This is a genomic window from Okeania sp. SIO2B9, assembly GCF_010672505.1.
Lineage (GTDB): Bacteria > Cyanobacteriota > Cyanobacteriia > Cyanobacteriales > Microcoleaceae > Okeania > Okeania hirsuta.
The window spans coordinates 1-2333 of the sequence record NZ_JAAHGK010001208.1; the positions used below are offsets into that span (position 1 = coordinate 1).

Here is a 2333-nt window from a genome sequence, read left to right on the forward strand (position 1 = left end):
AAAGTTAACTGTCGCTTTCGTCTTTTGTCGATCCGATTTGAGATTATAACATGGATACCCGTGCTAGCTAAGTAAAAGTCGCCGCTGCTCTATGTTGAGAAATTGGCATCCTTTGCCTCACTTTCTCAATGCCAATATCTGAATACTATCAAAGAAAACCCATAGGAAAAATTAGATATTCTCGGCAAAATAGTTTCCGAAAAAATAACCCAAGTAACAATAGAAAATCTGAAATTATTACCTTTTTTTTCCCAGAGCAGACTTTTCCTGATTCTCAGAAATTTTTGACACAACCAAAATCTGATTGCTATAAAAGACAAGCCATAGGAAAAATTAAATATTCTAGGAAAAATAGTTTCCAAATAAATTGATAAAAATCAGTGATCGCTCTTTTATCTTCCAAGTCTACTTTTTGACTACGCCACCACATTAAACATAAAGCTAAAAAATGAGTTATTGCCAAAAAAATGAAATTAACATTTGCCAACCAAACTACACCCAATATAATCATACCGACATAGCAAATTGTTAATACCCACCTTGCCAAATTAAATACAGTAAATGTCCCTAATTTAATTGTAAATGTAGTGATATTAAATTTACGGTCTCCTTCAATATCTGGAATATCCTTAAAAATTGCAATAGCAAAAGTGAAGACTATTACAAACAAAGTTAGCACCCATACTGTTGGAGGAATTTCTGGAATGATCAAGCTTTTTTTGAGGATAATTATTTCACCTACTCCTTCTATCCATTTATTTAAACTTCCTGAAACTTTCTCAACTTTTTCTAATCCCCAAACAAAGCTTAAAAATAACCCTAGATTAACAATTACTCCCCGCACAGTAAAAATACATAAAGCTGCCCAAAAAGGAAATCTTTTTAATCTAATAGGAGGCAAAGAATAAAATGTACCAATTACTAAACTTATTCCCACCGTACCTAATAAAAAAGGTCCGCAAACTAGAGCAAAACTTAAAGCCAAAACTCCCGTTATTGCCACAATTACTTGACCAGAAAACCGAGAAAATTCACCAGCAGCTATAGGAAGATCAGGTTTATTAATTCGGTCTATTTCCACATCTTCTAATTGATTCAATCCTACTATATAAATATTTCCACATAGACAACTTATCCAAGTTACCAATAACAGAATTAAACTATAGATGAACAAAGATTGATTGAAAAAATCAGAGCGATCGCCCAGAGCAATTAGATATATTGCTAATACACTTAATGTTGTGCCAATAATTGTATGGGGACGTGCAAACTTCCAAAAACTATATAGCCATGGAAAATATTTTTGCACCAAATTAGTTGTGATTTTTGCTTCCTGATAATGTGAAATTTCTCCCATAACTACCTTGAATGATTTTTATCTTAATTTACGATTATTTTATAGCAGTTTTCACATAGATAGACTATATTCAAGAATTAATAATTAATAATTAATTATTACCTCTTCTTTTAAAGTAGAAGATTGACTAAAAGGAAAATTTTTCTTTTTATCCTCTTAAAAGGGGAGACTTTAAACCACAATTTTTCGGTAATAAAAGCATTTTTCTACTCTCTACTCCCTACTCCATCCTCCGTAAGCAAAAATAATTTTGTAGTTTACTTAAATGAAAAACGCTTTCATTAATTGATAATGGATAATTGATAATTACCTCTGATTTTAACCGTTACGGAATTGAATATAAGGAAATATTATTTATTTCTTACCCTTAAAAGGGGAGACTTTAAACCATAATTATTTAATTATTTAATTATTAATTATTAATTATTCGGTAATATTAATTAATTTTGGTACATCTAAGATTATTTGCAAAAATACTTTTTTCCTACATATTTCCTGTTGCCAGATGAGCTGTTGCCAGATGAGCTGTTGCCTAAAAGCAATAAATTTTTGGCTTTATTCTTGCATTGAGATGCACCCATTAATTTGGCAAGCGATTAATATCTTGATTAGAGCCAAGTACAATCATTATTATTCCTTTAGTTAAAATTGTACTAGGCTTCGGATTAATTTGAAATTTTTCACTTCCGTCGCTCACTGCCAGTAAATTTAAACCATATTTATTCCGTAGTTCTAAATCAGCAATAGTTTTACCATCAAATTTTTCTGGTACAATAAATTCTACAATACTATTATCTGGGTCTATATCAAATTTATCGAGTATTCTAGGTTTACTCAATAATCGTGCTAATTCGCAACCCATTTCTCTCTCTGGAAATACCACATAGTCTGCTCCAACCTTGTTTAAAAGTTTGACATGAGTTTCTGAAGAAGCTTTAGCTACTACAAATTTTACTCTCAATCTTAAAGAAGTAGG

General features: G+C 30.9%; 2 protein-coding genes. Both read right to left on the reverse strand.

The window, feature by feature from the left end:
- Positions 1 to 307 precede the first annotated feature (307 nt).
- Entirely contained in the window at positions 308 to 1357 is a 1050-nt protein-coding gene (locus F6K13_RS28995; protein WP_124154121.1) for a homogentisate phytyltransferase, read from the reverse strand.
- A gap of 580 nt (positions 1358 to 1937) precedes the next feature.
- The coding region (locus F6K13_RS29000) for a TrkA family potassium uptake protein (protein ID WP_287289281.1) at positions 1938 to 2333 on the reverse strand (396 nt) is incomplete at its 5' end.

Bases quoted from the DNA above. Each gene is read 5' to 3' on its own strand.
- F6K13_RS28995 (WP_124154121.1), bottom strand. From the start codon at position 1,357: ATGGGAGAAATTTCACATTATCAGGAAGCAAAAATCACAACTAATTTG.